Raw genomic sequence first — 23068 nt, 5'->3', positions numbered from 1 at the left:
AGACATACCATGGCTAAAGACATTCTCTGTGCATTTGGCGTCGACGTTGACGCCGTCGCCGGCTGGCTCGGTTCCTACGGCGGTGAAGACTCGCCGGACGATATTTCCCGCGGCCTGTTCGCCGGTGAGATCGGTGCGCCGCGTTTACTGAAATTGTTCGAACGTTACGGGTTGCGCACCACCTGGTTTATCCCCGGCCACTCGATGGAAACCTTCCCGGAGCAGATGAAGGCGGTGGCCGATGCCGGTCACGAAATCGGCGTGCATGGCTACAGCCACGAAAACCCGATTGCGATGACCGCCGAGCAGGAAGAAATCGTCCTCGATAAGTCCATCGAACTGATCACCCAGGTCACCGGCAAACGCCCCACCGGCTACGTCGCCCCGTGGTGGGAATTCAGCAAGGTCACCAACGAACTGCTGCTGAAAAAAGGCATCAAGTACGACCACAGCCTGATGCACAACGACTTCCACCCTTACTACGTACGCAAGGGCGACAGCTGGACCAAGATCGACTACAGCCAGCACCCCGACACCTGGATGAAACCCCTGGTGCGCGGCGAAGAAACCGACCTGGTGGAGATTCCGGCCAACTGGTACCTCGACGACCTGCCGCCGATGATGTTCATCAAAAAAGCCCCCAACAGCCACGGCTTCGTCAACCCGCGCCACCTCGAAGAAATGTGGCGCGACCAGTTCGACTGGGTCTACCGCGAACACGAACATGCCGTGTTCACCATGACCATCCACCCTGACGTGTCCGGTCGCCCGCAAGTGCTGTTGATGCTCGAGCGCTTGATCGAACACATCCAGAGCCATGCCGGCGTGCGCTTCGTGACGTTCGACGAAATCGCCGACGACTTTATCCGCCGTCAACCCCGTTCCTGACCCCCACTGAAGCGGCCCAACCCACCCTCGAGGCGCGATTTATGTCCATCTACAACAAGCTTGACCTGACTGGCTGGAAACCCCGGCAACTGACGTCCCGGGAAGTGCGCTTTGCCACCTGGATCGCGTTTTTCGCCTGGGTGTTTGCGGTGTATGACTTCATCCTGTTCGGCACCTTGCTGCCGGAGATCGGCCGGCACTTTGGCTGGGGTGAAGTGGAGCAAGCTGAAATCGCGACCTGGGTGGCGGTGGGCACGGCGGTGGTCGCCTTTGCGATTGGCCCCGTCGTCGATAAGTTGGGGCGGCGCAAAGGCATTATTTTCACCGTGGCCGGTTCCGCGCTGTGCTCGGCACTGACCGCGATTGGCGGGGCGTGGGGCAAGTCGCCGCTGATTCTGATCCGTTCGCTGGGTGGCCTGGGGTATGCCGAGGAAACCGTCAACGCCACGTACCTGAGCGAGTTGTATGGCGCCTCGGAAGATCCGCGCCTGACCAAGCGCCGTGGCTTTATCTACAGCCTGGTGCAGGGCGGCTGGCCGGTCGGTGCGTTGATCGCCGCCGGGTTGACCGCGCTGCTGCTGCCGATCATCGGCTGGCAGGGTTGCTTCATCTTTGCCGCAATCCCGGCCATCGTGATTGCGATCATGGCGCGCAAGCTCAAGGAGAGCCCACAGTTCCAGATTCACCAGCGCATCAGTGAGCTGCGTAAAAGCGGCGCGGTGACCGAAGCGCAAAACGTCGCCGTGACCTACGGTGTGGACTATGACGAGCACAGCAAGGCAGGGCTCAAAGCCGCCTTCCGTGGCCCGGCTCGCCGCGCCACCCTGGTAATCGGCGCTGCGCTGTTGCTCAACTGGGCGGCGATCCAGGTGTTCAGCGTGCTTGGCACCTCGGTGATTGTCAGCGTGCACCACATCTCGTTCGAGAACTCGCTGATCATCCTCGTGCTCTCAAACCTGGTGGGTTACTGCGGTTACCTGACTCACGGCTGGATGGGCGACAAGATCGGCCGCCGCAACGTGATCGGCCTGGGCTGGATGCTCGGCGGCCTGGCCTTTGCCGGGATGCTGTTTGGTCCAAGCAATATGCCGATGGTGGTCGGGCTGTACAGCCTGGGCCTGTTCTTTCTGATCGGGCCGTACTCGGCGGCGCTGTTCTTCATCAGCGAGAGTTTCCCGACCAGCATCCGCGCCACCGGTGGCGCGATCATCCATGCCATGGGCCCGATTGGCGCGGTCGTCGCCGGCTTTGGCGCCACCCAGGTGTTGTCCGCCGGCAGCGATTGGCAGACCGCCGCGCTGTGGTTCGGTGCGCTGCCGTGCTTCTTGTCCGGCGCGCTGATGTTTGCCGCTCGCCATGTGCGTCCGGAAACCGTTCAGTAAGGAGTTTTAGATGAGCCGTAAAGTTGCCCTGATTACCGGTGCCGCCAGCGGCATCGGCCAAGCCCTGGCCGTGGCGTATGCACGTAACGGCGTGGCGGTGGTGGGCGGGTATTACCCGGCCGACCCGCATGACCCGCACACCACCGTCGCCCTGGTGCAGAAGGCGGGCGGCGAATGCCTGATGCTGGCGCTGGACGTGGGCGATACCGCTTCGGTGGACGCCCTGGCCGAGCAGGCCGTGCAGCATTTTGGGCGTCTGGATTACGCGGTGGCCAATGCCGGCCTGCTGCGCCGCGCGCCCTTGCTGGAGATGACCGATGAAGGGTGGAACGAGATGCTCAATGTCGACCTGACGGGGGTGATGCGCACCTTCCGTGCGGCGACCCGGCACATGACCGAAGGCGGCGCGCTGGTGGCGATTTCATCGATTGCCGGTGGCGTTTATGGCTGGCAGGAGCACAGCCATTACGCGGCGGCGAAGGCGGGCGTGCCGGGGTTGTGCCGTTCGCTGGCGGTGGAGTTGGCGCCGTTGGGGATTCGTTGCAATGCGGTGATACCCGGGTTGATCGAGACGCCGCAGTCGTTGGACGCGAAGCATTCGTTGGGGCCTGAGGGGTTGGCCAAGGCCGCGCGGGCAATCCCGCTGGGCCGGGTAGGGCGCGCGGATGAAGTGGCGTCACTGGTGCAATTTTTGACCAGCGAGGCATCGAGTTATTTGACCGGGCAGAGCATCGTGATCGATGGCGGCCTGACCGTGCGCTGGCCCGACTGACTGGACTGGGTCTGAAAATGTGGGAGCGGGCTTGCGCGCGAAGACGGTGGGTCAGTAACAGGTGCATCGACTGAGACGACGCATTCGCGAGCAAGCCCGCTCCCACATTGGATCTATATTGACCTAAGGAGATGTGTGTATGTCCCAACTCACCCACCGACGCGCCGTGATTACCGGCGCCGGCAGTGGCATCGGCGCCGCTATCGCGCGTGCCTACGCCGCCGAAGGCGCACGCCTGTTGCTGGCCGACCGCAACGCCGCCAGCCTCGCCGAAACCGCCATCACCTGCCGCAACCTCGGCGCCGAGGTCTTCGAATGCCTGGCTGACGTCGGCACCGTCGACGGTGCCCAGGCCAGTGTCGACCGCTGCATCGAACACTTCGGCGGCATCGATATTCTGGTCAATAACGCCGGCATGCTGACCCAGGCACGCTGCGTCGACCTGTCCATCGAAATGTGGAACGACATGCTGCGCGTCGACCTCACCAGTGTGTTCGTCGCCAGCCAGCGCGCGTTGCCGCACATGCTTGCGCAGCGCTGGGGCCGCATCATCAATGTCGCCTCGCAACTGGGGATCAAGGGCGGTGCCGAATTGACGCACTATGCGGCGGCCAAGGCCGGGGTAATCGGTTTCACCAAGTCTCTGGCGCTGGAAGTGGCCAAGGACAATGTGCTGGTCAACGCTATCGCGCCCGGCCCGATTGAAACGCCGCTGGTGGGTGGCATCAGCGACGACTGGAAGCGCGCCAAGGCCGCCGAATTGCCCCTGGGCCGCTTCGGCCTGGCGGACGAAGTCGCGCCCACCGCCGTGCTGCTGGCCAGTGAGCCGGGCGGCAATCTGTTCGTGGGCCAGACCCTGGGCCCGAACTCCGGCGATGTCATGCCATGAGTGAGGTGTAGCCATGTGCGGACTCTGCGGTTTGCTCGGTGAAGACCTGCACTGGAGCGACCCTCTGGGCGATGAGCTGCCGCGACGCCGTGAACGCCTGCGCCGCATCGCGGCGATCAACCAGGTGCTGGCGGTGTTCCGGCTCAAGGTCGAAGACTTTCAGGGCGCTTCGTACCTGCTGATGGGCGCCACTGGCAAGCAAGCGTTGGCGAGTGGCCTGGACCCTCTCTGGCAGGCGGCAGAAAGCATGCTCGGCCGCCCGCTGGACCCGCTTGATCCACGCGTGCTTGATCACCTGGAGTCGTCATGAGCATCGCCCTCAACGTCATCACCGGCTTCCTCGGCAGTGGCAAAACCACCTTGCTTACGCGCCTCTTACACGGCGAAAGCCTCGGCGACACGGCACTGTTGATCAACGAGTTCGGCGATGTCGGCATCGACCATCTGTTGGTGGAAGAGGTCGCCCCGGACACGGTGTTGCTGCCCAGCGGTTGCGTGTGCTGCTCGATTCGTGGCGAGTTGAAAGAGGCGCTGCTCGGCCTGTTGCAACGCCGTGAGCGCGGTGAAATCCCGGCGTTCAAACGCGTGATCCTGGAAACCACCGGCCTTGCCGACCCGGCGCCGATCCTCGCCACCTTGAACAACGACGTGCAACTGCGCGGCCGCTTTCACATTGGCCTGGTGATTACCCTGGTCGACGCCAGCCACGCCGAGCTTCAGGAGCGCCTGCACCCGGAATGGCTGGCCCAGGTTGCTGCGGCCGATCGGCTGTTGCTGAGCAAGACCGACCTCGCCGGCGACTGTGATTCGCTGCGCACGCATTTGCAGGCGCTGAATGCCGGCACACCGATCCTCAATACCCATGACATTCTCAGCGGCGACCAATTGTTGCTCGGCGAGGGGTTGCGCAGCGCCGAGCCCGCCGTTGAAGTCAGCCGCTGGCAATTGCACCAAACCACCACGGCCACCCACGGCGCCGCGCAAGTGTGCTGCCTGACCTTCGAACAGCCGTTGGACTGGGTCGGCTTCGGGGTCTGGTTGTCGATGCTGCTAAGATGCCACGGCGAACGAATCCTTCGCGTCAAAGGACTGCTTAACGTGAACGCAAGCTCGGCCCCCATCGTCATTCATGGCGTGCAGCACTGCCTGCATGCCCCGGTGCACTTGCCTGCCTGGCCAGGCACCGACCGCCAATCACGGCTGGTATTTATCCTGCGCGGCCTCGACCCGGCACTGCTGCGCCGCTCTTTTGAAGTGTTCTCGCGGCGGTTCGCCGCATGATCACCTTGCGTGTCCTCGGTACGTCGGTGACCTTGCTCGAATGCCTGCGCGTGCGCGCCGAACAGGAACTGGGCATTCGCCTGGTCTACCAGGTGCACGATGTCGCACAGGCGCAACGCATCGCGGTGATGCAGCCCGAGAGTTACGACCTGTACGACCAATGGTTCCACAACGTTGATTTTGTGTGGCCGGCGCGCGCGATCCAGCCGATCGACACGCGGCGTATCGCGTTGTGGCACGAGATCAACGACTTGCCCAAGCGCGGCCGGCTGTCGGCCAATGATCGCCTGGGCAGCGGCAGCGTGCCCAGTGAGCGCCTGTTCGTGCAGCATGACGGCAGCCTCGGCAGCACCGTGACCGAGCGCATCAGCATGCTGCCGCTGACCCACAATGCTGACAGTTTTGCCTATCGCCCCGAGCGTTTGCCCGAAGGATTCAGCCACGGCAATGAAAGTTGGGGCTGGCTGCTCGACCCGGCCTGGCGCGCGCGTACCGCGCTGCAAAGTGACGCGGCCATCGGCGCGCTGGATGCCGCTTTGGCGGTGCAGGGCGTTGGGCTGGCGCAGTTCAAGGACGTCGGCAATATGAGCATCGAGGAGATCGATGTGCTGGCCGACATCCTGGTGCGCAAGCAGAAGGAGGGGCACTTTGCGGCGTTCTGGTCGGATGATGAAGAGGCGGCGCAGCTGATGCTGAGCCCGAGCATTGATATCCAGAGCCTGTGGTCGCCGACCTTGATGCGCCTGCACCGGGCAGGGGTCAAGTACCGGCTGGCGGTGCCTCGCGAAGGCTACCGCGCCTGGTTTGGCGGGTTGTCGTTGTCGCGCCATGCCCAAGGGCCGGTGCTGGATGCGGCGTATGCTTACCTGAATTGGTGGTTGTCCGGTTGGCCGGGGGCGGTCATGGCGCGCCAGGGTTACTACATCGGCAACCCGGCGCGCACGCGCGATCATTTGAGCCGCGCCGAGTGGGATTACTGGTATGCCGGCAAGCCAGCACGCGAAGAATTGCTGGGCAGCGATGGCTTGCCGTTGATCGACATCGGTGAAGTGCGGGATGGCGGCTCGTATGAGCAACGCATGGGGCACATCGCGGTGTGGAACTCAGTGATGGATGAACACAACTACCTGGTGCGCCGATGGGGGGACTTCATGCGCGCGCGCAGCGCTTAGGTCAGTGGTTGCGCACCTGTCAATAATGTGACGCAAAAGTTCCAGTGTTTGTTGAGTGTACTTATCCCAAGTCCCAGCTAATCTGCTTAAACCAAATATCCAATAAAATTGGATATTTTTTTGACGCCAGACCAGCCGCCGCCAGGGATGCGTATGAACAAGCAACGCAGTGGCACCGAGAGGCGAATCCTGCCGGAGGGCACGGCAATGACGTGGCGCCACACCTTCCAGACCCGCATCGCCGCGGTGTTGGCGCTATTGCTACTGGTGGTCGTGGCGGCGACTTACTTCGCGGTCAAGGTCGCCACCACCCGCGCCGTGGAAAACCAGGCCCAAGTCCAGCTCACTACCGGTATCCAGGTGTTCGAGCGCTTGCTGGAGCTGCGCGGGCGCCGTCTGCAATACGGGCTGGACTGGCTCACCGTCGATGCTCCGTTCAAACACGCAGTGATTGAAGGCCAGGCCGAATCGATTCGGGCTGCGCTGCGTCGGCATGGCCCCGGCATCCACTCAACGGAAGTATTCGTGTTGAGCCTGGATGGCAAGGTGATGGTCAGCACCTTGCCGGAACTGACCGGCGGTCAGCCGTTTCCCTATGCCGAGGCGTTGCGTCATGCGCGGCGCAGTGGCTTGCAGATGCTCATCGTTGCCATGGACGGCCAGCCGTATTTGCTGGTGCAGGATGAAGTGCTCGACCCGCTGCCTATTGCCCGCGTAGTCATGGGCTTTGCGATGGACAAGCTGTTCGCCAACGAACTGCGCTCCATGAGCAACCTTGAGCTGTCGTTCCTCGGCGTGCAGGACGGCCGCGTCGGCCAGTTGTTCAGTACCCAGCCTGAGGCCTACCAGGCTGCGATCATCCATATGATGCACGAGGCGCCGCTGGACCCTGCAGCGCGGATCACTGTGTTTTACGGGCAACGGGTGCTCAGCCAGGTGCTGCCGCTGGCCAATACCGGCGAGGGCGACGAGGTGCGCGTGTTGCTGCAAAGCCCGCTGGACCATGCGCTGGAGTCCTTTGCGCCGCTGGACCAGCAGTTTATGGGGATTGCCCTGGCGGTGCTGCTCGTGTCGCTGGCGGGCGCGTTGTTCCTGGCGCGACGCGTGTCACGCCCGCTCAACGCCCTGGTGCAAGCGGCGGAACGGATTGGTGCCGGTGACTACCACACGCCGGTGCAGGTGCGCAGCCACGATGAGTTCGGCGTGTTGGCCCGGGCATTCAACGCCATGCAAAGCGGAATTGCCGTGCGCGAGCGTCAATTGGCCCATAACGCCCTGCATGACCCGCTCACCGGGTTGCCCAATCGCGCCCTGGCCATGGAGCGCCTGGGCAGCGCGATCAGTGCCCGGCGGCCGGTGGTGTTGGTGTACCTGGGGATTGAAAACTACCGGGTGATCAACGAAGGCTTCGGCCCTCAGGGCGTCGAAGAAATGCTCCGCGAAGCCAGCCGATGCCTGTCGATGAGCCTGCAGGCCAGCGACACCGCCGCGCGCATCGCCGGCAGTGAATTTTTACTGTTGTTGGAAAATACTGATATCGACTGCGCCGTGGCGCGTGTCGACCGCCTGTATGGGCTGCTCACCGAACCCCAGCGTATCGGCCATGATGAAGTGCGCCATGAAGTGAGTATCGGCATCGCGGCTTACCCGGCCGACGGCCAGCAGGTGGATGAACTGATCAGCCGCGCCGCGATTGCCCGGCATGATGCGGCGAGCTTGTCCGGGTATTTGCAGATCTACCAGCAGGACCGCGACCTGGCGCATCAGCGCCAGATCACGCTGATTCGCGACTTGCGTCGCGCGGTGGTGGAGGGCGAATTGTTCCTCTGTTACCAGCCTAAACTCGATCTGGTTGACGGCCGTGTGCGTCAGGCCGAAGCCCTGTTGCGCTGGCAGCATCCGACCCTTGGCCAAGTGTCACCGACCGAATTCATTCCCCTCGCCGAGCGCACCGGCAGCATGGGCGCCTTGACCCTGTGGGCGATCGAGGAGGCTATTCGCCAAATGGCCGAGTGGGCACAACGCGGTTTGCACCTGCAGCTGTCGGTGAATATCTCGGTGGACGACTTGGCGGATGACGACCTGGCTATTCGTGTCACCGCCTTGTTGATGCACTACAACGTATCGGCCGAGCACTTGATTTTCGAAATCACTGAAAGCGCGATCATGCACAACCCGCAGCAGGCCCTCAGCGTGCTGGAGCAACTGCGCGGCTGCGGTATCAGCCTGTCGGTGGATGACTTTGGCACGGGCTATTCATCGCTCGCGCAATTGCAGCGCTTGCCGGTGCAGGAATTGAAGATCGACCAATCCTTCATCCGCAACCTCGACAGCACCAGCGGCGATGGCGTGATCGTGCGGTCAACCATCGAAATGAGCCACAACCTGGGGCTCAAGGTGGTGGCGGAAGGGGTGGAGTTCGAGCCCAGCCTGATGCTGCTCAAACAGTGGAAGTGCGACACCGCACAGGGTTACCTGATCAGCCGGCCATTGAATGCCATGGCGTTTGAACGGTGGATGCGGCGTGAGCATGTTGCCTTGTAAACCCGATCTCCAGCACACCACCTGAACCCGGTGGGAGGGGGCTTGCTCCCGAAAGCGGTGGGTCAGTGGAAGAATCGACAACGGGTACACCGCCATCGGGAACAAGCCCCCTCCCAAATATCGCTTGCAGCAGGCACAAAAAAAGGCGGCTACCCATCAGGTAGCCGCCTTGTGTTTACCACCGGTAATGCTTAATCCGGCAGTTTGAACGCCATCACGTAGTCACCCTGCTTGGTGCCCAGCGAGCCGTGACCGCCGGCCATGACCAGCACGTACTGCTTGCCGTCCTTGCCGGTGTAAGTCATCGGTGTGGTTTGCGCGCCTGCAGGCAGGCGGCCTTCCCACAGTTGCTTGCCGTTTTTCACGTCATAAGCACGCAGGTACTGGTCGAGGGTGCCGCTGAGGAAGGACACGCCACCGGCGGTGGTGAAAGTACCACCCAGGCTAGGCACGCCCATGGTCAGTGGGATTGGAACCGGCGAGCTGTCGCGCACGGTGCCGTTCTTGTGCATCCAGATGGTTTTGTGGGTGGTCAGGTCGACCGCTGCCACATAACCCCACGCCGGCGCCTGGCACGGCAGGCCCAGAGGCGACAGCAGGGCTTCGAGGATCACGCCGTATGGCGCGCCTTTGTTTGGCTGTACGCCTTCGGTCTCGCTGACGCGTGGACCTTGCTTGGCGATATCGGCCGCCGGGATCAGTTTCGATTTGAACGCCATGTAGCTCGGGTTCACGAACGCAATCTGACGCACCGGGTCAACCGAAATGCCGCCCCAGTCGAACACGCCGAAGTTACCCGGGTAAACGATCGAACCTTGCAGCGATGGCGGAGTGAACGGACCGTCATAGCGCATCGATTTGAAATCGATCCGGCACAGCATCTGGTCGAACGGCGTCACGCCCCACATGTCGCGTTCTTTCAACGGCGGCGGCATGAAGTTCAGGTCGGACTTCGGTTGGGTCGGGGAGGTGTGATCGCCGGCCACTGCGCCTTGCGGTACAGGGATTTCGTTGATCGGCACCACCGGCTTGCCGTTGCTGCGGTCCAGCACGTAGATGCTGCCTTGCTTGGTCGACGCCATCACCGCTTGCTTGACGCCGTCAGCGGTCTTGATGTCGATCAGGCTAGGCTGGCCGCCCACGTCCATGTCCCACAGGTCGTGGTGAGTGAACTGGAAGGTCCACTTCACATGGCCGCTGTCGATGTCCAGGGCCGTCAGGCCGGCGCTGTATTTTTCCGAATCTTCGGTACGGTCGCCGCCGTATTGGTCAGGCATCTGGTTGCCCATCGGCAGGTAGAGCATGCCGAGTTTTTCATCGACGCTGAACATGGACCACATGTTCGGCGAGTTGCGCGTGTAGGTCTTGCCCTCGGCCAACGGGGTGGTGTCGTCCGGGTTGCCGCTGTCCCAGTTCCACACCAGCTTGCCGGTGTGCACGTCGAACGCGCGGATGACGCCGCTAGGCTCGTCGGTGGAGACGTTGTCGGTCACGTGACCGCCGATCACAACCAGGTTCTTGGTTACGGCCGGTGGCGACGTGGAGTAGTAACCGCCTGGGGCGAAGCTGCCGATATTGGCACGCAGGTCGACCTGGCCTTTGTCACCGAAGTCTTCGCACATCTTGCCGGTGTCGGCGTTCAGCGCGATCAGACGGGTATCGGCGGTCGGTACGAAAATACGTTTCGGGCAGACGGCACTCACCGGCGCAGCGCTGGCACTGCCGGTCGGGCTCTGCTCGGAAGCGTATACCGCGTCATCGTGATACGACACGCCACGGCAGGTCATGTGCGCCCAACCTTTGAAGTTCGCGGCACCTTCGGTGCTGATCTTCGGGTCGAAACGCCAGATTTCCTTGCCGGTGTCCGGGTCCAGGGCAATCACCTGGCTGTGCGGCGTGCACACATAGAGCATGCCGTTGACTTTCAGCGGGGTGTTTTCTGCGGTGGTTTCACCGGGATCGCCTGGGCCAGGGATGTCACCGGTACGGAAGGTCCACGCCGGCACCAGCTTGTGGGCGTTTTCCGGGGTGATCTGCGCTAGGGGCGAGTAACGATCACCGAACGCCGAACGGCCATAGGAGTTCCAGTCGCCATCGGCCTGGGTCGGTGCGGCGCTGGCCATGCCAGGCACCGCGTCACGGTCCAGTTGGCCGGTCTTGACCATTTCACCCGGGTTGGTGAATTGGCTGGCCAGGGCGGCAGCACCGGCCAGCACCACGGCTACACTCAGCGCACCCGTGCCCAGTGGCGCGGCTTGACCACGCAGCAACGGACGGCGAAACCACGGCAGCAGCAAGACGATGCCCAGCGCGAACAGCAGGGCCAGACGTGGCACCAGCTGCCACCAATCCAGGCCGACTTCCCACAGTGCCCACACGGTACTGGCGAACAGCACCAGTGCGTACAGGCCCAGCGCAGCGCGGCGGGTAGCCAGCAGCAAAACGCCGGTGAGGGCGATGCCGATACCGGCCAGCAGGTAGTACAGCGACCCGCCGAGCATGCTCAGCTTGACGCCGCCGGCCAGCAAGGCCAGCCCCATGATCAGCAGCAAGACGCCTAGCAACCTGGGCAGCAGGCGGCTTGGGCTTGAAGCACCATCAGTGCTCATAGTGTGTTTCTCCGTGACGTTGGAATTATGTAACCCCGTGCTTCACTGTAGATGACGATTCGGCGCGGGCTAGGTTCAGCGTTAATTCGAGTTTTTCTGGGGATAAGAGGGTTATCCACAGGCGGGCGATTTATTCCCAGGCGCAGGTCGGTGTAAGACAGCGCTGTCTTCAATGAAGGGTAAATTCGGCAAGATGGGATCGACCGCGGGCGTGAAACGTTTCAGTTTGTTGCCGACAAGGATAAAGCGCTGATGCGCCAAGAGAAAGCGCAAATCGCAAGATGCATCATTTCAGTTTTGGTAACAGTGACTAAGTGTCGCTGCAAAACAAATGTGGGAGGGGGCTTGCTCCCGATAGCAGTGGGTCAGCCATGAACAGGTCGACTGACACACTGTCATCGGGAGCAAGCCCCCTCCCACTGGGGATTTTCGGTGTTTTTTAGAAGGTGGTACGCACCCCGAACTGCACGCTTCTGCCCGGTGCCGGCGCGATATCGCGCAGAATCGAGCTGGCGTAGCGCACGGTCTGGTTGGTCAGGTTTTCGCCATTAACGAACGCCAGCCATTGGCTGCCACCCACATTGAAGCGATAACCCGCGCTTGCGCCCAGCGTGGTGTAGCCATCGGTGCCACGCTCGTTATCCGGCACTCGCCCTTGACCGGCCGCGTGTTCCACATCGATGCGCGCCTGCCAGCGGTCGAATTCCCACAGCAACCCGCTGTTCAAGCGCAGGGGCGCAATGCGTGGCAAGGCTTCGCCCGTGTCGAGGTTGGTGGCGCGGGTGTAGTCCCCCGACAGTTCCAGGGCGAATTTGCCGTAGGCGCCTTCGCCGAGTTTCCAGTGATCCTGGGCCTCGAAGCCGGCGAAACGTGCGCGTACGCCGGAGTATGTGTACTCAGGAATGCCCGCCGCGTCTTCTTCACCTTCATCGTTAAGCGTACGACCTGTGCCCAGCAAGCCGATGTAATTGGAGAAGCGGCTGTAAAACACGCCAAAGCTGCCCTTGTGGGTGCCGTTGTCAAAGCGCAACGCCAGGTCGCTGGACACGGCTTTTTCTTTCTTCAGCTTGGCGTCGCCCAGCTCGTAAGTGCCGGTCGCGACGTGGGCGCCGTTGGCATACAGCTCGTAAAAGGTCGGCGCGCGTTCGGTGTAGCCCAGGGTTGCGGCCAGGGACCAGATCGGCGTAAGGGTGTAGACCGCGCCGGACGACAGGCTGCCGGCGGTGAAGTCATTCGCGTGGTCGGCGCCGGCAAAGCGCGCATTGCCCTTGGCGTTCGGGTCGATGTTGGTGTGTTCCAGGCGCCCGCCGAGGCTGAGCTTCAGGCGCTCGGTGGCCTGCATTTCTTCGAGGATGAACAGCGCGCCGGCGTTGGTGTCGGTCTGTGGCACGAAGGCTTCTTCGCCCAGTGCCGAGAACTCGTTACGGGTCACTTGTGCGCCCACCACGCCATCGAACGGGCCCAGCGGTTGGTGGCGGGCTTCAACGCGCGCCTCATAACCCTTGTTCTTGAAGATCGTGCCGGTTTCGCCGCCTTCGATTTCGCGGTGCTCGTAATCGGTGTAGCCCGCGTCGAGTTTTACCGAGGTAAACGGGCCTTGCAGGTTGCGGATCTCGGACGCAAAGGCGTAGTGATCCTGCTTCATGCGGATGCGCACGTCCTGTTCGGCGGTTGAGCCGTAGTTGGCGTCGTAGTTGCTGTAGGACAGCCCGGCATAACCGTCGTCCCAGGTGTAGGAACCGCCCAGCGCGCCGCCGTCCTGGCGCCCGTCGCTGTTGCCCAGGCGGCCATTCTTGCCAGGCCCGTCTTCGGTTTGCGGGGCATGGCGGCTGCGGGCCTGACCGGGGATTTTGAGGTCGTTGAATTGCCGCGCATTGGCGTCCAGATGCAGCGCGAAGGTGCCGTTGCCGGCTTCCAGTTTGCCGGCGCTGCTGCGGGTGGTGTCGGCGCCGCCATAGCGCAATTCACCTGCACCGTGGATGCCTTCGATGGCTTCGGTGGGGATGCGGTTATCGAACGTGTTGACCACGCCGCCAATCGCGCTGCCGCCATACAACAGCGCGGCCGGGCCTCGCACGATTTCAATGCGCTCGACGTTGACCGGGTCCAACGGCACCGCATGGTCATAGGACAGTGACGACGCGTCCAGTGCGCCCACGCCGTTGCGCAGAATGCGAATGCGGTCGCCATCCTGGCCTCGAATGATCGGCCGGCTGGCGCCTGGGCCAAAGTACGAAGACGACACACCTGGCTGCTTGTTCAGGGTCTCGCCGAGGCTGCCTTTTTGTTGCAGCGTGAGGTCATCGCCTTCCAGCACGGTGGTGGGCGAGGCGAGTTGTTCACTGCCCAGCGGGTTGCCGGTAATCACTTGGGGTTGCAGCTCAAGGGCGTGGGCTTCAGAGCAGATCAGCAGGGCGGCGGCAAGCGGGGTCAAGCGCCACAGAGAGGAGAGGGACATCGGACATTCCTTGGCAAAACGGCACAAAAAAGAGAAGGCTTAAACGGTATCGGAAGCGTTACTTTTGATAAGTATCGTTACAATATAACATCTCTTTTTTTGCTGAAAAGGGGAACTTTTCTTCAGGGGCTATATTCAATGCGGTGCTTCCACCCGTACGCCCCGTCGGCTAAGGTGCGCGGCTGTGTTTCCTCTTTTTGCAAAAGGCCCGGCATGACCGCGACAAGCAACGACCCGCTCCACGGTGTGACCCTGCAGCACGTCCTCACCACCCTGGTGGAACATTACGAATGGAGTGGTCTGGCCGAACGCATCGATATCCGCTGCTTCAAGAGCGACCCGAGCATCAAGTCGAGCCTGACGTTCCTGCGCAAAACCCCGTGGGCGCGGGAGAAAGTCGAAAGCTTGTACGTCAAGCTGATGCGTACCAAACGCCCGCTGGACTGAGCCGATGAAACGCTTTGTCGCGGTCGCGGCACTGGCCGGCTGGGTGGGGCTGGCGATTCAGCAATACCTGATTTTCTATTCGCGCTGGTCGACCGACGCCAGCCTGTTGGGCGGGCTGATCAACTTTTTCAGTTTCTTCACCGTGCTCACCAACACCTTGGTCGTGGTGGTGTTGAGCTATGCGCTGGTCAGTCGCGATTCCACGGCCAAACGGTGGTTCCTGACGCCGGCGGTTACCAGTGGGGTTGCCGCGAGCATCGTCGTGGTCAGCCTGGCCTACAACCTGCTGTTGCGGCATTTATGGAGCCCGACGGGCTTTCAATTTATCGCCGACGAATTGCTGCACGACGTGATGCCGGTGCTGTTTTTAATCTACTGGTGGCGCTGTGTACCGAAGGGCCGCTTGCGTTTCAAACACATCGGCGCCTGGGTGATCTACCCGCTGGTGTACTTCGCTTATGTGCTGCTGCGCGGGCATTTGCTCGGGCAATATCAGTACCCGTTCATTGATGTGGCCACCCTCGGTTATCCACAGGTGTTTGTGAATGCCGGGGGGCTCCTGGCGGGGTTTGTGCTGATTGCGGTGGCCGTGGTGGGGCTGGATAAATGCTTAAAGCCACCCCGAGAATAAAGGTGGGAGCGGGCTTGCTCGCGAAAGCGGACGGTCAGTCAATGCATCTGACACTGAGCCACCGTTTTCGCCAGCCAGCCCGCTCCCACAATTGAGTTGCGTCCGGCTCAGTCTTCTGTGCTGCCTTCGGCGCGCCAGTAACCCACAGCTTTGAGATACTCTTCATTGACCTTGTGCGTGTCCAGCAGCACTCGCCGCACCTGGCGCGACAGCTTGGTTTCAGTCGCCACGAAGCTGTAAAGCGAGCCGCTCGGCAGCGTCAGTGAGCGCACGGTGTCGAGCAGGTCATCCTGGCCGCGCACCACCCACATCACGTCCACATCGGCAGCACTGTTCAGTGTTTGCTGTTCCGCCGCATCGGCGATTTCAATCACCGCCAGCACTTTACGGCCCGCCGGTAATTCCTCCAGGCGGCGCGCGATGGCGGGCAGGGCGGTTTCATCGCCGATCAGCAGGTAGCTGTCGAAGATATCCGGCACGATCATCGAACCGCGTGGCCCGCCGATGTACAGGTGTTGGCCGACCTGCGCCTGCTCGGCCCACGTGGAGGCAGGGCCGTCGCCGTGCAGCACGAAGTCGATATCCAGCTCGCCGATACTCAGGTCGAAGCGACGCGGTGTGTAGTCGCGCATGGCCGGTTGCGGGCCGTCGCCCTTGATAGTGAAGGTCGGGCTTTCCAGCGCGGCCTGTTCGGCGGCGTTCTGCGGGAACAGCAGTTTGATGTGGTCGTCGCTGCCCAGGCTGACAAAGCCCGCCAGTTCCGGCCCGCCCAAGGTGATGCGGCGCATGCGTGGGGTGATATCGACTACCCGCAGCACGTGCAGGCGACGACGTTTGATTTCGTGGGTGACGCGGTGGATAGCTTGCGTATTCATTGGTCTTTCCCGTCGGCAATGGCTTGAGCGGTGCGGTTGAGCAGCGCCGCGACACGCACGATTTCTTCCGGGCTCCAGCGCCCGTGGTGCGAATGCAAGGCGTGACGCAGGTTGTGTACCGCCTCGTGAATTTCCGGTGGGCGGTCGTGGCCGCGTAACGCGCGTTTGCTGACGTCGATGCGCATGCGCACACCGTCCAGCGCAACGGCTTGTTCGCTAAGGAAGAGACGACCGGCGTCGGTAATTGTGTAGCGTTTTTTTCCGCCATCGGCGTCGCCCTGGATCAGATCGCTTTCTTCCAGAAAAGTCAGGGTCGGGTAAATCACACCGGGGCTTGGGGTATAGGCGCCGTCGAACAGGCTTTCGATTTGGCGGATCAGGTCGTAGCCGTGGCAGGGCTGCTCGGCGATCAACGCTGGCAGCAGCAGTTTCAAATCGCCGGGTGCAAACACCCGGGGGCCGCGACCGCGGCTGGCGCGTGGGTCAAAGCCGTCACGCTGGTGGGAATGGTCTCGCATGGCAGGAACCTCTGTGTGTTTCTAGATATAACTTAAGATATATCTTACGGCCTGCGCAAAGCCGCCCGACAGACGGTTGTTCGTCGCGCCCTCATTGTGAAACCTGTTAGTTGCCATGCCCGCGTCACAGCGCGCTTATGTTAGTTGATGTAATCCACTTCTTACAGACTTGTTAAGTTGTAAAGCATTCTCATTAGTCCTGACGTAGTCCGCGTCTTACAGCTGTTTTTAAAGTTTTGGCAAATGGCCATAATTTTCTGATGTGTCTTGGTATTGCAAGGCTACGCGATTCAGGGAAACAGACGGCTTACTCTTTCAAACTTGAAATGCACACTGGCCTGGCTTTGAGCGAACACTGATTTGCAATACAAGTTATTGGAAAGCTGTGCAATTCCTACGCAGGACTGCGGCAGGATTTATTTGATGAGTCATTACTCTTATTTGGATGTTTGCAAATGAAAACTAAGATGAAAACTGCGCTGTTGTCTGTCGGTCTGTTGATGGGTTCGATGTCTGTGGCTAACGCGTCGGATGGCACCATTACCTTCTTGGGGTCGGTCCACTCGGGTGCGTGCTCTATCAAGCCTGAATCCGTAGACCAGACCGTCCGCCTTGGCGCGATCGCCAAGCATCAACTGCAAGCTGGCGGCAAGTCTGAAGCCCGCAGTGTGAAGATTGAGCTGGAAGGCTGCGACCTGACCGGCCTCACCGACAAAACCGTGACCACCTCCTTCACCGCGTCGCCATCCGACGCTGTGCCGGGTGCGATCGGCACCGTCGGTGGGGCTGGCGGCATCGGCATCATGATGACCCATGGCGGCAAAGTCATTGAGCTGGGCACACCTACCACGCCGCAAGCGATTACCACGGGCAACAACACGCTGGAGTTTGGTGCCTATGTGCAAGGCGCCGCTACCGCCGACATCATCCCTGGCGATTTCAGCGCGGTCACCAACTTCACCTTGGCTTATCAGTAAGTTTCCCCCCGCCACCCAAGGGTGGCGGGGGACGCTGACCGGAGATAAATAGGTGAAGACACTCATAACTGTCGCTATTGCCTCTTCATTGATGATGCTCCTCAGCCCTGATGTGGCTGCACGCACGGCGTCGCAGGGCGAAGGGGTCGTCACGCTGGGTGGAGAGATAGTTGACTCCGCCTGTGGGTTGGAGCTGGCCAGCGTCAATCAAACCATCGAAATGCCTCCTGAACCGATAGGCCGACTTTTGCGCAACGCCGTCGGCGCTGTGCAGCCGTTCCAGTTACGCCTGGTCAATTGCTCCCTGACTCGCCCCGACCCGAATCGCCCCGGTGTAAACCTGCCTGATTGGGAACACCTGCGCGTCACGTTTGACGGGCCTCGCGACCGAGGCGGGATGTCCTTTGCGGTCTTTGGCGGTTCGCAGGGGGTGGCCCTGCACATTCAGGATGCGGCCGGTCAGGAGAGCGTTCCCGGTGTACCGATGGCGTTAATGCCCCTGGCCAATGGCGACATGACACTTCATTACACGCTTCGCCTGGTCGGTAATGGACTGCCATTGGTGACGGGTGCCCACGGTGCCGCAGTGCGGTTCAAGTTGGAATACTTTTGAACACGGGTTGCTTTAATGTTAAATACGTTGAAGGTCAAAAATACACTTCGTCCGAGTATCGTTGGCGGGTTGATGTCACTGGCAGGCACAGCAATGGGCGCCGCTGATATCGAGTTTAATACCGATGTTCTTGATCTTGTCGATCGCTCTAATATTGATTTGTCTCGGTTTGCGCGCAGCGGTTTTATCCTGCCCGGCACTTACTCGATGGTGGTACAGATCAATAGCCAGTCTATGGCTGAACATTCAATAGCGTTCTATCACCCTGATGACGACCCGAAAGGCAGTCAAGCCTGTTTGTCAGCGGAACTGGTGGAACAGTTGGGCCTGAAAGAGTCCGGTGCCGCCACACTTAAATGGTGGAAGGGCGGGCAGTGCCTGGACATTCAAAGTTTGCCGGGCATGGAAGTCAGTGGTGACCTGGCGACGTCCACCCTGAACATCAACCTGCCCCAAGCCTACCTTGAGTACAACGCGATCAATTGGGACCCGCCCTCGCGTTGGGATGAAGGCGTGCCGGGGTTGTTGCTGGACTACAACCTGACGGCGCAATCGAATTACCAAAAGAACGAGCGCACCCGCAATAACCTCAGTGGCAATGGCACCGTCGGGGCCAATGCCGGGGCCTGGCGCCTGCGTGCGGATTGGCAGGGGCGTGTGGAAAAAGGCCGTGAAGGGCCGGCGGGTGATCGCCAGATAGAGTGGAGCCGCTACTACGCATATCGCGCCATTCCAGCGCTGAGAGCGCGCTTGCTGGTGGGCGAAAACTACCTGTACTCCGACCTGTTTGATAGCTTTCGCTTTACCGGCGTGGCGCTCAATTCGGATGAAAGCCAACTGCCGCCCAACTTGCGTGGTTATGCCCCGGAAGTGGTCGGGGTGGCCAAGACTAATGCAAAAGTCGTTATCAGCCAGCAGGGGCGTGTACTGCATGAAACCCTGGTGGCGGCAGGCCCGTTTCGCATCCAGGACCTCAACGACGCCGTGACCGGCAAGATCGATGTGCGCGTTGAAGAACAAGACGGTTCGGTGCACACCTTCCAGATGGACACGGCAGGCGTTCCCTACCTGACGCGCCCCGGGCAGGTTCGCTACAAGGTCGCGACAGGGCGCCCGACCAATCTGCAGTACGGCGCCGAAGGCAACGCGTTCGGCACCGGCGAGTTCTCCTGGGGCATCAGCAACGGCTGGTCGCTGTTTGGCGGCGGCATGACCGACAACAACTACCGCGCGCTCACGGTCGGTGCGGGGCGTGACCTGTTGGCGTTCGGGGCTGTCTCGCTGGACGTTACCCAATCCCATGCCAATGTGTGGAACGAGTCACTGTCGGGTAAATCCTATCGCCTTCAATACTCCAAGAACTTTGAACAGTACGACAGCCAGGTGACCTTTGCCGGTTACCGGTTTTCCGACAAGAACTACTTGAGTATGGCTGAGTACCTGGATGCCCGGCATTACGGTTTGAGCGGCGAACTCGGCGGGCGTGGGCGCTTCAACGAGAACGGTGAGTACAGCGAGGACTGGCGGCCGATCGGCGGCAATAAAGCCCTGTACACGGTGACGGTGAACAAACAGTTTCGTGATATGGGCACCACCGTCTACGCAAGCTACAACAAACAGACGTATTGGGACCGGCCGGACACCCAGCGTTGGAACCTGACAGTGTCCCGCTACTTCAATGTGGGCAGCGTCAAGAACATGAGCTTGTCACTGAATGCCTACCGCACTCAGGAATACAGCTACAAAGATAACGGCTTGGCGCTGACGGTGAGTTTACCGTTGGGGCGCACCGGCACATTGTCGATGGATGCTAACAGGGCCGCAGGCGAAAACACCTTTTCAACGCGCTACGCCGATCGCTTTGATGAGCGTAATAGCTACCAGCTCAGTGCAAGTGACAAATCCGCCAGTGGTTACCTCAGCCATATCGGTGACCAGGCCGACATCGACGTCAGCGTCAGTACGCAACAGGGGAATGGCCGGACCCTCGGTGCGACGGTTCGCGGCGGTGGCACGCTCACGCCTTACGGTGGCGCACTGCATCGAACCAGCAGCACCGGCGGCACCCGCCTGATGGTCGACACCGCAGGTGTGGCCGATGTGCCGGTACGCGGTTATGGCACCCCTACGCGCAGCAACGCCTTCGGCAAAGCGGTGATCTCCGATATCAGCAGCTACCAGCGCACGGCAGCCAGCGTTGATCTGGAGAAATTGCCGAGCAATGTCGAAGCCACGCAATCGATGACGCAGCTGACGCTCACCGAAGGCGCCATCGGTTATCGCGCGCTGGACGTGGTTGCCGGCGAGAAAGCCATGGCTGAACTGCGGCTGCCCGATGGCACGTCACCGCCGTTTGGCGCGACGGTGCAGAACCTCAAACAACAAGACACCGGCATTGTGAATGACGGCGGCAGCGTCTACCTGAGCGGCATTCAGCCGGGCGGGCAGATGAGTGTCAGTTGGGGCGGCGATGCGCGGTGCATCTTCACGCTGCCCACGGTGTTACCGCCAGATAGCCTGACCCATGCCCTGAAACTGCGCTGCCAAATGGTAGCCGCCACTGATCAAGCCCTGCCCGAGCCTGAAGCACTGACCGGCCAGCGCACCCCTATGGAGAACCCATCCTCATGATGCTCACGACACGCCTTACCTTACCGACCTTCGCGTTGCTGGCGCTCGGCTTGAGCCAGAGTGCCAACGCCGCTGTCGGCCTGGACCGCACCCGAGTGATTTTTGATGGTGGCAAGGATGCAACCAGCGTCAACATCACCAATAACAACACCCAGTTGCCGTACCTGGCCCAGGGTTGGATCGAAGATGAAGACGGTAAAAAAATCAATTCGCCCCTGATCGTACTGCCGCCGGTGCAACGCCTGGAGCCGGGCAAGCAAAGCCAGGTCAAAGTCCAGGCGCTGCCGGCAGCCAAGTCGTTGCCGCAGGATCGAGAGACGGTCTACTACTTCAACCTGCGGGAGATTCCGCCGCGCAGTGACAAGTCCAACACCCTGCAGATTGCCCTGCAAACCCGAATCAAATTGTTCTACCGCCCGCAGGCGATTACGCCAAGCCAGCAAGACCTGTCCACCCCCTGGCAGGAAAAGCTGACGCTGACCCGCGACGGCGATCGTTACCAGGTCAACAACCCGACGCCTTACTACGTGACCCTGGTGGATGCGCGCAGCAGCAAGGACGGCAAAACCGTGGCCGGGTTTGTACCGGTGATGGTTCCGCCCAAAGGCACGCTGGCCCTGGGGCCAACCGCCCGGGAACTTGGCAACACGCCTTACCTGGCCTACGTGAATGATTACGGCGGACGCCCGCTGATGCCCTTCACCTGCACAGGCACAACGTGCCAGGTGAATGTGCAAGCGTCAGCATCTACCCAGTAATGCTGGCTGCCGGAGAAAACCATGAATTCGCACAACGTGAAGGTCTTGGGCGGCCTGCTACTGGCCTTTATGGGAAGCGCATACGCCGCCGAGGACGGCGAGGATGTGGAGGGCATGAACGGCATGCTCAACGTACTCGGGACCCTGCATGAAACCCCTTGCAGCCTGGAGATGACATCACTGCATCAAACCGTTGAGTTGGGCGCCGTCACCACCAGCCAGTTGCAACGGCCGGGTGACCAGGCGACGTCCGTGGCGTTTCAGCTGCGTTTCAGCGATTGCAACCGCACCGCCGGCAGCATTCGCAACGAACGCACGGGCAACCTGACCTGGAGTGCTTTTCAGCCTGTGCTGTCGGTCGCGTTCATGGCGCCGGCCGATGCTGATGATCCACGCCTGGTCAAAGTACAAGGCATCACCGGCATGGGCCTGCGCTTGACCGACGACCTGGGGCGCGATGTACAGCTGGGCTCAAGGGGCCAACCGTTATTTTTGACGTTGGGCAAAGACACCCAGACCTGGAATGTCCAGCCCACGCGTACGTCTGCGCCGTTGAGCAGCGGGGCATTCAAGGCCGTGGTGGATTTCAGGCTCAACTATGAGTGAGGGCAGAACTATGGCTAAGCCAACCGGCCCGTGGGCCATGCTTATCGGTGGCGGCCTGCTGTGGGCCGCCGGCCAGGTGGTGCAGGCCGATACCAACCTGACCATCCGCGCGACGATCATCGCGCCGCCACCGTGTGTGATCAACGGCGGCAGCACGCTGGATGTGCCGTTCGGCAATGACCTGCTGACGTCGCGGGTGGATGGGGTGAATTACCGTCGAGAGGTGCCTTACACCGTCGTCTGTGATTCGCCGTTCAGCAACGCGATGAAACTGGAACTCAAGGGCACAGCGGCGGCGTTTGATCCTGACGTGCTCTTGACCCGCAAGGCGGACCTTGGGGTCAAGCTGTTCATCAATGGGGCCGACTGGCCGCTGAATACGGCGGTGAATTTTACCCACCCGAACTTCCCGGTCGTGCAGGCGGTGCCAGTCAAACGTGCGGGCAGCCGCCTGACAGGAGGCGTCTTTGATGCGGCCGCCACCCTTGTGGTCGATTACCAATGAAGACGTTTACCCATAAAGAGAAACGCCCCATGACCTTTTGGCAGCAGCGAGCATTGCTCGCCTTGTGTTCCATCGGCCTGTGCAGCGGTGCGTCGGCCAACCTCACGTTCAGCGGCACGCTGAACGAGCCGCCGCCCTGCACGATTGATGCGGGCAACACCATTGAGGTCGACTTTGGCGACGTCGGGGTCAAGCGCGTCGATGGCGTGAAGTACCGCAAGGGCGTCGGCTACACCATCACCTGTGGCGCCGACACGCTGCCGTGGGAGTTGAAGTTGAGTGTCAACGGCACCGCCACGGCGTTTGACGGCTCGGCGTTGCAGACCAGCGTGCCGGAGCTGGGCATCCGGCTGTTCCAGAACAACCTGCCGTTTGCGCTTAACACGCCACTGGATATCAACCTGTCGTCACCGCCCGTATTGGAAGCCGTGCCCGTCCAACGGCTGGGTGCCGTGCTGACGCCCGCGCGGTTTACGGCGGTGGCCACGCTGTTGGCCGAATACGAGTAGGAG

21 protein-coding genes are annotated in these 23068 nt (G+C 61.3%); 17 read left to right on the top strand and 4 right to left on the bottom strand.

Annotated elements, in window-relative coordinates; translation table 11 throughout:
• Nucleotides 1-9: 9 nt before the first annotated feature.
• The 8 genes from JFT85_RS10475 to JFT85_RS10440 all read left to right on the top strand — a co-directional run bounded on the left by JFT85_RS10475 (nt 10) and on the right by JFT85_RS10440 (nt 8928).
• Nucleotides 10-888 carry a polysaccharide deacetylase family protein gene (locus tag JFT85_RS10475; RefSeq protein WP_053254585.1) on the top strand — a complete coding sequence of 293 codons (879 nt, stop codon included), beginning with the start codon at nt 10-12 and terminating at the stop codon, nt 886-888.
• 41 nt (nt 889-929) lie between these two features.
• A complete protein-coding gene (locus JFT85_RS10470; RefSeq protein WP_053254586.1) occupies nt 930-2270 on the top strand; it encodes an MFS transporter in 1341 nt (446 codons plus the stop codon).
• 10 nt (nt 2271-2280) lie between these two features.
• Entirely contained in the window at nt 2281-3042 is a 762-nt protein-coding gene (locus JFT85_RS10465) for an SDR family NAD(P)-dependent oxidoreductase (RefSeq protein ID WP_053254587.1), read from the top strand.
• A 139-nt stretch (nt 3043-3181) separates the two neighbouring features.
• The gene (locus tag JFT85_RS10460) at nt 3182-3931 is read left to right on the top strand and encodes an SDR family NAD(P)-dependent oxidoreductase (protein ID WP_201229821.1); all 750 of its coding nucleotides are present in this window, start codon (nt 3182-3184) and stop codon (nt 3929-3931) included.
• A 13-nt stretch (nt 3932-3944) separates the two neighbouring features.
• The gene (locus tag JFT85_RS10455) at nt 3945-4241 is read left to right on the top strand and encodes a hypothetical protein (RefSeq protein ID WP_053254589.1); all 297 of its coding nucleotides are present in this window, start codon (nt 3945-3947) and stop codon (nt 4239-4241) included.
• Nucleotides 4238-5212, top strand: coding sequence for a CobW family GTP-binding protein (locus JFT85_RS10450; protein ID WP_053254590.1), 975 nt, complete (start codon nt 4238-4240; stop codon nt 5210-5212). The genes JFT85_RS10455 and JFT85_RS10450 overlap by 4 nt, the downstream gene beginning before the upstream one ends.
• Complete coding sequence (locus JFT85_RS10445) at nt 5209-6384, top strand: ABC transporter substrate-binding protein (protein WP_201229819.1); 1176 nt, start codon at nt 5209-5211, stop codon at nt 6382-6384. Before JFT85_RS10450 ends, JFT85_RS10445 begins: the two co-directional genes overlap by 4 nt.
• A gap of 207 nt (nt 6385-6591) precedes the next feature.
• Nucleotides 6592-8928, top strand: a complete 2337-nt coding sequence (locus JFT85_RS10440; RefSeq protein WP_201230889.1) for a putative bifunctional diguanylate cyclase/phosphodiesterase — start codon at nt 6592-6594, stop codon at nt 8926-8928.
• 191 nt (nt 8929-9119) lie between these two features.
• On the opposite strand, the gene JFT85_RS10435 is transcribed toward JFT85_RS10440, so the two are convergent.
• Both JFT85_RS10435 and JFT85_RS10430 read right to left on the bottom strand, forming a co-directional pair.
• Nucleotides 9120-11537: a glucose/quinate/shikimate family membrane-bound PQQ-dependent dehydrogenase gene (locus JFT85_RS10435; protein WP_069552763.1), complete on the bottom strand. Its 2418-nt coding sequence runs from the start codon at nt 11535-11537 to the stop codon at nt 9120-9122.
• A gap of 439 nt (nt 11538-11976) precedes the next feature.
• Nucleotides 11977-13995 (bottom strand): TonB-dependent receptor, encoded by a 2019-nt coding sequence (locus JFT85_RS10430; RefSeq protein ID WP_201229817.1) that lies wholly within the window; start codon nt 13993-13995, stop codon nt 11977-11979.
• A 213-nt stretch (nt 13996-14208) separates the two neighbouring features.
• Between JFT85_RS10430 and JFT85_RS10425 the strand changes: the two genes are divergently transcribed.
• Together JFT85_RS10425 and JFT85_RS10420 are read left to right on the top strand one after the other, a co-directional pair.
• The gene (locus JFT85_RS10425; protein ID WP_043048686.1) at nt 14209-14442 is read left to right on the top strand and encodes a VF530 family protein; all 234 of its coding nucleotides are present in this window, start codon (nt 14209-14211) and stop codon (nt 14440-14442) included.
• Nucleotides 14443-14446: 4 nt separating this feature from the next.
• Complete coding sequence (locus tag JFT85_RS10420; protein ID WP_053254595.1) at nt 14447-15073, top strand: Pr6Pr family membrane protein; 627 nt, start codon at nt 14447-14449, stop codon at nt 15071-15073.
• Between the two features lie 107 nt (nt 15074-15180).
• On the opposite strand, the gene JFT85_RS10415 is transcribed toward JFT85_RS10420, so the two are convergent.
• Nucleotides 15181-15948, bottom strand: a complete 768-nt coding sequence (locus JFT85_RS10415) for a siderophore-interacting protein (protein ID WP_069552764.1) — start codon at nt 15946-15948, stop codon at nt 15181-15183.
• Nucleotides 15945-16466 (bottom strand): PadR family transcriptional regulator, encoded by a 522-nt coding sequence (locus JFT85_RS10410; RefSeq protein WP_053254597.1) that lies wholly within the window; start codon nt 16464-16466, stop codon nt 15945-15947. Before JFT85_RS10410 ends, JFT85_RS10415 begins: the two co-directional genes overlap by 4 nt.
• Before the next feature lie 467 nt (nt 16467-16933).
• Between JFT85_RS10410 and JFT85_RS10405 the strand changes: the two genes are divergently transcribed.
• The 7 genes from JFT85_RS10405 to JFT85_RS10375 are packed head-to-tail and all read left to right on the top strand — an operon-like array spanning nt 16934 to nt 23065.
• Entirely contained in the window at nt 16934-17443 is a 510-nt protein-coding gene (locus tag JFT85_RS10405; RefSeq protein WP_053254598.1) for a fimbrial protein, read from the top strand.
• 52 nt (nt 17444-17495) lie between these two features.
• Nucleotides 17496-18056 carry a fimbrial protein gene (locus tag JFT85_RS10400; protein WP_053254599.1) on the top strand — a complete coding sequence of 187 codons (561 nt, stop codon included), beginning with the start codon at nt 17496-17498 and terminating at the stop codon, nt 18054-18056.
• A gap of 15 nt (nt 18057-18071) precedes the next feature.
• A complete protein-coding gene (locus tag JFT85_RS10395; protein WP_155512277.1) occupies nt 18072-20687 on the top strand; it encodes an outer membrane usher protein in 2616 nt (871 codons plus the stop codon).
• A complete protein-coding gene (locus tag JFT85_RS10390) occupies nt 20684-21445 on the top strand; it encodes a fimbria/pilus periplasmic chaperone (RefSeq protein WP_201229815.1) in 762 nt (253 codons plus the stop codon). Before JFT85_RS10395 ends, JFT85_RS10390 begins: the two co-directional genes overlap by 4 nt.
• Nucleotides 21446-21466: 21 nt before the next feature.
• Nucleotides 21467-22051, top strand: a complete 585-nt coding sequence (locus JFT85_RS10385; RefSeq protein ID WP_053254602.1) for a fimbrial protein — start codon at nt 21467-21469, stop codon at nt 22049-22051.
• 10 nt (nt 22052-22061) lie between these two features.
• Complete coding sequence (locus JFT85_RS10380; protein WP_053254603.1) at nt 22062-22556, top strand: fimbrial protein; 495 nt, start codon at nt 22062-22064, stop codon at nt 22554-22556.
• A 29-nt stretch (nt 22557-22585) separates the two neighbouring features.
• Nucleotides 22586-23065, top strand: a complete 480-nt coding sequence (locus tag JFT85_RS10375; protein ID WP_201229813.1) for a fimbrial protein — start codon at nt 22586-22588, stop codon at nt 23063-23065.
• Nucleotides 23066-23068 lie beyond the last annotated feature (3 nt).

It is taken from the genome of Pseudomonas sp. TH04 (assembly GCF_016651355.1).
Lineage (GTDB): Bacteria > Pseudomonadota > Gammaproteobacteria > Pseudomonadales > Pseudomonadaceae > Aquipseudomonas > Aquipseudomonas fluorescens.
The sequence above is the reverse complement of the archived record's forward strand: the minus strand, read 5'-3'. Positions and strand labels throughout refer to the sequence as shown.